The sequence below is a fragment of the Gardnerella vaginalis genome, assembly GCF_001563665.1.
Classification (GTDB): Bacteria; Actinomycetota; Actinomycetes; order Actinomycetales; family Bifidobacteriaceae; genus Bifidobacterium; species Bifidobacterium vaginale_A.
Genome location: NZ_KQ961860.1, coordinates 1 through 9,846 on the forward strand (window position 1 = coordinate 1; position 9,846 = coordinate 9,846).

Annotated in this window: 2 protein-coding genes; one reads left to right on the forward strand and one right to left on the reverse strand. The window is 39.5% G+C overall.

The features are described from left to right. The coding region (locus HMPREF3230_RS03160; RefSeq protein ID WP_075523520.1) for an endo-alpha-N-acetylgalactosaminidase family protein at nucleotides 1–5,161 on the reverse strand (5,161 nt) is incomplete at its 3' end. 688 nt (nucleotides 5,162–5,849) lie between these two features. Here HMPREF3230_RS03160 and HMPREF3230_RS06660 point away from each other — a divergent pair. After that, a partial coding sequence (locus HMPREF3230_RS06660) for a glycoside hydrolase family 95 protein (RefSeq protein ID WP_075523521.1) occupies nucleotides 5,850–9,846 on the forward strand: 3,997 nt, incomplete at its 3' end.

Sequence of the window (9,846 nt, forward strand, 5' to 3'; positions counted from 1 at the left end):
TGTTACCAACAGTAAGAGTATTCTTCAACTCAGGAGAAAGCTTCTTAACAGACTTAGGAGCTGGAGCTGCAGGAGCAGAAGGCGCAGGAGCTGGAGGCACTACTGGCGCTGGTGGTTGAGGTGCTGGCGCAGGAACAACCGGAGCAGGTGGCTGAGGAGCTGGACCAGGCTTAGGCGTTACAGGACCAGGCTTAGGAGCTGGAGGCACTACTGGCGCTGGAGTCTTAGGAGCAGTAAGACGCAACTCAGCTGCAGAAGCAAAGGTATTCGCAGGATTTCCAGCAGAAGTAAGAACTGTTATGCGAACTTTCTTAACATTCTGAATATCTTCACCAAAATCAGCTTTCTGCCAAGAACCACCAGTCTTAAACTCGCCAGACTTTTCGACTATCGTATTATCAGCTTTAGTAATAGTGATCTTATATGACTTAATCTTTCCGTTAACACCACCACCAGTACGTGGCAAATAACGCAAACCATTGATAGTCATAGGCTTATTTAGCGTAAACTCAAACCAAGCAGTACCATCTTTAACAGCATTGCCACCCCAGACAGTGTGCCACCAGGTGCCAGGATCATCGTCATTCGCTAATTCTGCTGGACCTTCATTATCAGATCGCGGTTGATAGCTTCCAACTTCTATGCCATAAGCATTGCGAGCAACATCGTACTTATCGCTTGCATTATCAACTGGAGCATTAGACATAAATGCATCTAGAACATCAAGCATATTTACAGCTTGAGCAAAATCGTCAGAAGTTGCATCTGTCTTCTCGATAATTGCATGAATACGACTTAGTTGTTCAGCATAAGATTTTTGAACTTGGTCAATAAATTTCTCACACTTAGCATCCCACTTTTGCTTAATAGCATCATACTTAGCTTTAGCTTGCTCGCGCGTTGCAGAGTCAAGCTTCTCTTCTCTAATCTTGAGGTTATCGAGTATGAAATCTCTATAACCGCCAAAATTAGCTTCATCATTACTAGTAACGCCGCTAGGCAAAGTCGCGTCTTTATCAGTAGAATAAATTCCAAACCACGTATCGCCATTTGCTCCACCAAGAACAGTGAACTTATGGTGCGCCGTAGTCCCTTCTGCTTTATCAAGAGGATCGTTACTCAATACACTTCCGTTGAACTCTCCTTCACCTGTAACAACAGCATATGTGCCTTTGCTTCCAGCTTGATAATCAAATTCAACTGTGTATTTATGGCCTGGCTTGAACTCAAAGTTTTGCGGAACCGTTCGATATAGCAAATTATCTCTGCCAACTAAACCATTGACTTTAACAGACCAATCGCCACCCAATACGTCATCAACTTTCTTTACATCCCATCCATGTTGAGTAAATGGTGCATGCTTTTCAGAAAGATGAATACGATTATCTTCAACACCTTCTGTGCCACCGATAACGAACGGCCAAATACCTTGCGCATTATGCTCAAAGTCATTGTCAAGTCCAGTTACTTCGCCTTTGTTATTGAACTTCAGACCAGTGTATTCATTTTCAACAACGCGAACATCATCGAAATAGGTATCTCCTTCGCCACTATGCTCAAGTTCCAAAGTAGTTTCACCACTTGCTGGAGCAGTAAAGAACACATACATGTTCTGGAAATAGCTGCTGCCACCAACCGTTGAAGAATTAGTATTATGAGAGTAAGCCTTCACATAATTCTTTGCAATACTGCGCATAGTTTCATTAGTAGCTAATACTTTATCTCCAGATCGCACAGTCATACGCGCAGCAGCGGAAGATCGATTATCAACACCAACATACAATGCGTAATGTTTTCCAGGCTTCAAATCAGTAATCTTCTGACTTACTTTTACTTTCCCACTAAGCTTAAGCATCGGATTACTAAATTGACTCTTAGCAATACTTGCTTTTCCAGCACCAACAGAGTTCCAATTCTTGCTTAATGAGTCTTCACCGCCATTGAAGCCAGCATCTACAACATGCATGCCTTCACTCCAAGTTACATTCAATTGTTTTGCGTCCACAGAACCTTTATAAATAACATATGGAGTTTCAGCTTTAGCGTTCAAAGTAACTTGACCGTTAGCAACATTCACAACAGTTCGATTAGTCTTACCAAGATCTGTCAACTTGTAAACAGTAACGTTTTGAAGATTCTCCCAGCCCTTAGGCAAGGTCCAAGTAGTTGAACCACCCTTGGTATTCCAGTGATAAAGCTTTTGATCACTATCTTTTACAAGCTTTCCAGAATTTACATCCCAGAGCCATGGCAAAAGATAAGATTCTGTACCACCTTGACCGCTATCACCAGCAGAAACAGCTCCAGATGCAACTATCTTGTCGTTTAATTTGATAGTGCGATTGCGATACTCAGCCGACTTTGAATCATTAGATCCACGAGAGATAACAAGCTTATTGCCATTAGCATCAGCAAGATCAATTTGCTCATTACTGTTATTAGTCTTAGGATCGCGCACGGAAGAAGCATCTAATGGGCTATTTACCCAACGAACTACTTTGAAATGCTGAATAAACTTAGTAGACAAATCATGCGTAAATAGATTCGAAATGTAAGCATCATAATCATTACGACCTTGCCAGCCTTCGAAATCCTTCATATTGTAGCCACCAAGCAACGGAGCATTAGCTGCGCCGCCATAGCTCGGGAAGTCACCTACCCAGCTATCTTTTTGATGGTTGCGAAGGAAGCGCATAACTTGAGAGTTTTCTCCCTTCATCTTAAAGCCACCGTAAGTTAAATCAGCAGCCCAATGTTGGAATGTTGAATCATATTCGTTTCCAGCACCCCATTCTGTAGTCATTCGCCATTTATTGTCGTTAATCATCTTCGACATCTTGCGAGTTTCCCAAGAATCTTCAGTGCCGCTTGTTTGATTGCCCCAAACGTCAAGATAAATGAAGTCCATATTATCTTTGACTTCTTTTTTCAGATCCCCAAAGCGATTCTTTCGAGAGTTGGAAGCCAAATCATAAATACCATCTATGCCAATACCTTGATCAAGCCAATTCCAGCCGTAACGAAGACTTCCACCTTTACCATTACGGCGCACCATCTGCTCGCTAAAGGCTTTAGCTTCCGGATACATTTCTGAAGCATTAACATGCACGCCGAAACGAGCGCCATACTTCTTACCTTTTTCCATTAAGGTGTTCATATCCGCAGCGCCGCCAGCACGCTTGTTGATATCACCATAATCTGGGTGACCAGAATCATGGCCTTCATTGCCGTAACCCTTTAAGAGCACAGACTGACCAAGACCATCGGTATTAAGAGCAACTTTCTTAACATTATCAAGAGTTGTAAGGAATGGATTTTGTGCTTGGCTACCAAAGTTCATAGCAATTCGCCAAGCAACTAATTCAGGAACTTCTTCACACTTGTAAGGATTGTTCATAATATCGCGGTAAGCAATAGCGCCATCCTGCCAAGTGATTACACCATCGTTATTTTCATCGCCACTAATAACTACAGCAGACTTTGGCATATCCGTTTCGCCAACAGTGTACTTATTTCCTTTGCTATCAGAAACAATGCGATGATAATACCAAGGAGCGCTTGTTAAGCCAAACTGCGTTCCTTTAGATTCTTGCTTTGCAGATGCAATTACTCGAGTATTCTTAGAACCACCTTCAATTCCAGAAAATGCAACAGTTCCATTATGTTCAGAATTACTCCACAAACCAGCGCTTAGCTGATTATTAGAAACAAAGCCATACGTGTAATCGCCATTGTCTTTAAGAGTATACCCATCTGTAATTGCAAAAGTTTTATCTCCAGGAATCTGCGTATTTGACGACATACGAGCTCCTGTAAATGTAGCTCCTTCTTGAGAGCTGTTTACAGAAACTAGATTATTCTCAGGGAAGTAAAGCGTTTGAACTGGATTTTGTTCACCAGCTTTATTTTCAATTTTTGTAACATCAAAATGTAGCTGATTTTTCTCAACAGTTATCTCAACGCTAATTTCTGCATCAATATTATGACCTGGATCTTTAACGCTAAGAACATATTGAGCTTTAGCGTTGCTTAATTTCTTAAACTGAACATCTGAATCCTTTAACTCAACATTTGTACCGTTAATAGAAACAGTATGAATATTATTACTCTGAGCATCCATTACATGATTCTCAAGCTTTTTCATAGTGTAATAAGATACAGCTGGGAAATTCTTATGGAGCACAACATCCATATCTTCAGTTTGCAATTTTTCAGTTTCAAATACTGAAGACTTTTTCAAAGTTATATTATTTAATTTAACATCTGAGCCATCGAGTTTAATCTCTTGCTTGAATTCATCATAGCCAGCTGCAACAATAGACAGCTTGTGTTTACCAAGCTCTAAACCAGAGAATTCAAATGCGCCATCGCTTTTAGTGCGAATAACTTTATCGTCTAATTGAACTCTTGCATCGCTGATTGCAGAAGAATTATCACCAATGACTTTTCCGGAAATCTTATATGTTTGGCTAGGAGCATCTGGATCTTTAATTTCAACATCAGTTAGCTCGCTATTATAAGCACCAGCTTTCATAGCGAGTTTTTTAGAAAGATTATTTTTAATGCTGTTATAGTCAACAGTGAATGCCTTCGTTCTATTAACAAAGAGGACTGCACTGCCATCTGCCCAGTGAATGTTTATCTCAGTTTTTTCGCCAGCTTTTGGAGCGGGTAATCTATTACCTTTAAACCAATCGCCGTTGCCGTTAGAATACGTCTGCCAGAACCATCCGCCAGAATCAAAACCTATAAATAAGCCATTTCCAGGATCTTTATAACCGAGATAGAATCCAAATCTATTCTTAGTTCCATCTTCTTTAGTTCTAATAGTTGTAGCAAAACTACCGGAATCTGCAAAATTGTATTCCTTATTGTTAATAGCTACAGCAGGATAGCTATTAGGGTTATTAGCAGCATTACCATTCTGAGCACTAGCTTTGAAGTGATACCACCCAGAATCCTTTTCTAAAACTTCGCCGGCTTTTTTCGTATGAGGGTCTAACGCCCACGCTAAAGCGGTTTGAGGTGTTTCAGAACTTGCAACAACCGCTTGCGAAGCAACAGAGTCATTAGCCCATGCAGGAATAGCAAAAGCAAAACTACCTGCCAACGGCATTATTGACAGTGTAGCTGCTACTGTGCCAGCCACCAATCGTTTCATACTTTTCCTTTTCTCAACTGTGAGAATTTTTGGGATTAACCCAAATCTTGAACTCAAACTAACTTATAACTTTGCGCGCTCACCGCTGGGCGCGCTGTAATGACCAATAAAATATGACGAATATCAAAAATAGAAAAACCAATTATCTACTCGGAACTAGCACCTCCTTTTTCTTTCTTGTATACACAACTAGCGCGCTACATTACGCTCTAAATCGAGTACACGAAACAGTGTAAAAGTAATTATATACCTAGTTTGCAAAAAGTAAAACGAAAATTAGTAATTATTTATATATATAGGAGGCATAGGTTTATTTTTCCTTGAAATATCAAGCATATTAAAATGATGCCCCCCCCCCGTGAAAAAATAGTTATATCTGTTTTATTTACAATTTTTTGTAGAAAAACCAACATTTAACTATTATTTAATTGATACTACAAATATCCGATTCTTGTGTCACGTGACTTTACATTTTATAGCAATAAAAATATCTATTATATTCCCTTAAAATAAAGGCTCATACTAATTGAAAACGCCTATCCTTTATGCTAATCTTACGAATCGTAAATTTATTTTACAAAAGCATGATAAATAATATAGTTAGCTTGACAACGCTGTTTTTAAAGCTAACCGTATCAAATAATCACGCTTAAAAGTTGCAATGCAGCAACTCGCAAAAAGGAAGAATATGAAAAACTCTATATGCAACAAGCGCCACGCTTACCGCATAAAAGCAATAATGGCAAGCTGCGTAACAATAGGATTGCTTGGCACATTCTTACAATCAACGAACGCAATCGCAAGCGAAATAATAAACCAAAAATCACCTGAAGAATCAACAATTCAAGCTTCAGCAGATTCGTCATTACAAACATGGCAAAATGAAAAAATAACGAATATGCAAGCTCGTAGCTACATAGCGGCATTACAACCACAAGGCTACGGTGACTTTGGAGAAAAATTCGAATCTACTGATGTAAACGATGGAACTGACGCAAAAATGGGATTGATAACATTCGACCTTTCTCATTACAGCAAAGCTCCAAAAAATGCACGCATCAGTCTCACATATTTAGGTACAGCAGGTCCAGCGAAACACAATGGAACCGATACTGTAAAAATCACTGCCGTTGACGACACTCAATGCACAAATAATGCAAGTTCTTGTTCAACGGCTGAAGCAACATGGACAAATAGACCGAGATTTGATTCTTCAGATGGAAGAATTGTAATAGAATCTGCACCTTTTGAACTAAAAGAGCTACAATACAAAGACAATATGTCTGTGACATCTAGCGAAAACGTTCAACTAGATGTAACAAAAATAGTGCGTGATCAATTTGCTAAAAACAACAAGAAAATAACTTTTGCGCTTGGCGAAAGTAAGCATATTGACGTTCGATTTGCAAGCACAGAGTCAATCTCTCAGCTTAAAGGAATAACACAGTCCATGCAGCCAAATATGACTATTACACCTTCTCCAGAAGACTACACTCTCAGCGTAACTCTTCCTACAAAAACACACTACAAGCAAGGAGAAAAGCTAAATCTTGACGGATTAGAAGTTAGAAGAGTTAAAACTTCGGATCAAACTTCTAAAATACTTAGCAAAAATGACTACGAAATAATTGGCGCCGGCTTTGACGCGAATGATATTGGCGCGCATGAGATTACAATAATCGATAAAAATTACCCACAATCGCATATAAGCTTCAATATTTACACAACATATTCAAACGATAATCAAGATAAAAACACTGAACTTATATCAAAAAATGATGATCGCTTATGGTACAAACAGCCAGCATCACAAACAAAGCTCTACCATGGGGAAGGCAGAGTTTCACAAGAAACAAACCTCTGGCAACAAACTACACTACCAGTTGGAAATGGTCGCATTGGCGGAAGTATCTACGGTGAAGTAGGTAAAGAAAGAATTACTTTTAACGAAGAAACTTTATGGACAGGCGGCCCAGGTTCGCACGGAACTTACATCGGTGGAAACGATGAATCAAAAGGTAAAAATGGCAAAACTCTACGCGATTTAAACAAACAGCTTGAAAATGGCGCACAAACAGTTAATCCAAGCTCATTAACAGGCGGATTTGACTCGTTACAGCAAGGAGCATACCAGAATTTTGGAAATATTTTTGTGGATTATGGATTTGAGAATAATCCGTCATACAAAAATTACGAACGTGATTTGAACATATCTCAAGCGATAGCAAATGTAAAATTCACGCGCTCAAACACTGTGTATACAAGACAATATTTCGCATCACACTCAAATAATGTATTAGTTTCCCGTTTCAACGCTAGTGGCGAAAATAAGCTTAATCTGACTATTTCTTTCAACCCTAATAATGGATACAGTAAAAAAGATTCTTCTGTTAGCGCAAAAGGCGACACTATTATCGTTAAAGGCAGATTGGGAAATAACGGTCTTATTTACAACGCTCAAGCGAAAGTAGTTGTTGATTCCGGAACTATAAAAACAAGCAATGACGGTAAGCTAATTGTTTCCGGCGCAAATACTGTAACTATGTACACTTCAGCTGCAACAGATTACAAACAAGAGTATCCAAATTATCGCACTAAGGAAACTCCTGAACAAGTTGATTTAAGAGTGCATAACGCTGTGCAACTTGCAGCGAATAAAGGATTTGCCGAAATCAAGAAAGATCATATTAAGGATTATCAATCGTTCTATAATCGCTTAACTCTTAATATAAACAATCAAAAAAATAGCAAAGAATTCGGAACAATTCCTACAGATAAACTACTGGAAGCATATTCCAACAACATTGCAACTAAAGAGCAAAAAAGCGAATTAGAAGCCTTAATATACCAATATGGAAGATATTTAGCAATCGGATCTTCTCGCGAAGATAGCCAATTACCTGCAAATTTGCAAGGAATATGGTCGAGTTCTGCAATAGATAGTTCTCACAATACAGTTATTCCTTGGGGATCTGACTTCCATATGAACGTAAATTTGCAAATGAATTATTGGCCAACATATTCAGGTAATTTAGCTGAACTTTCTAAACCGCTAATAACTTATATCAAGGGTCTTGTTAAACCAGGAAGACTAACTGCGAAAATTTACGCTGGAGCAGAAACCAAGAACGAAAACACTCCTATTGGTGACGGCGAAGGATTCATGGCACACACTGAAAACACTCCATACGGGTGGACTACGCCAGGCGAAGCTTTCTCATGGGGATGGAGCCCTGCAGCAGTACCTTGGATTTTGCAAAACGTGTATGACGCTTATGCATACAGCAGAAATCTTAATCAACTTAAAAACGACATATATCCTCTATTGAAAGAGGAATCGCATTTGTACTTGAACTACATGCTTCACAAATCTTCTCACAAAGCAAGCGATGGTAGTTTTAGACTCACAACAGGCGTTGCATATTCACCTGAACATGGGCCTGAAGGCACAGATGGAAACACGTACGAAAGTTCCCTAGTATGGCAGATGCTTAAAGACACAATTGACGCAGCTAATGCATTAAACGTAGATAAAGATTTAGTTGGAAATCTTGACGGTTGCTCTCCAGATAACTGGAAGAAGAATGATGACGGATCTTTTGTAAATGCTAATGCAAATCGCTCATGGTCATGCGCAAAAAGCCTACTGAAGCCTATTGAAATTGGAAAGAGTGGTCAAATCAAAGAATGGTATAACGAAGGGGAAATTGGTAAGACTGAGGATGGAAGAAATATACCTGGATATCAAAATAATCACAGGCATATGTCACACATGCTCGGATTATTCCCTGGAGATCTTATAACAATTGACAACTCCCAATATATGCAAGCAGCCAAAAAGTCTATGACTTTGCGCGGAGATGACGCAACAGGCTGGGGAGTTGGGCAAAGAATCAACTCTTGGGCTCGAACAGGAGATGGAAACCACGCTTACCGTCTGATTGAAAATCAAATTAGAAATGCGATGTATGCAAATCTTTTCGATGTTCACCCACCTTTCCAGATAGACGGCAACTTTGGAAATACTTCAGGTGTTAATGAGATGCTTATGCAATCGAACTCAACTTTCATTGACGCTAACGGAAAATCTTATTCACGATATGTAAATATTCTTCCCGCATTACCAGATGCTTGGGAAAATGGTAGCGTTAAAGGCTTAATTGCACGAGGAAACTTCCAAATTGATATTGCATGGTCTAATGGAAAAGCAGATTTAGTTTCCATAATTTCACGCAATGGCGGTACTGTTGCAATAAAAATCACGAAGAGCAGTAGCGATATTGACAAGCTAGAAGTTCGTGAAATTGATTCAAAGAATACTGACTCAATTTCACAAGGAACAAAAATTCCTTCCAAGATTGTTACTAACAAGAATGGAGAAAAACTTATAGTATTTTCTACCAGTAAAGGCAAAAAATATACGATTTCTAAAGGAAACGATGGTAAAAGAATTGAGCCTGTAACTCCATCTCCTGAGCCTGGTCCTGCGAACCCTGTTGTTCCAACACCAACTCCTGCTCCTGCTCCAGTGAATCCTGTTACCCCTGCTCCTGCTCCTGCTGAGACTCAAGCTACTCAAGCTCCTGCGGCTTCTGCTCCTGCAGCTCCAGCTCCTGAGTCTGTTAAGAAGCTTGAACCTTCATTGAAGAACACTCTTACTGTTGGTAACAATAATGTTGCTACTG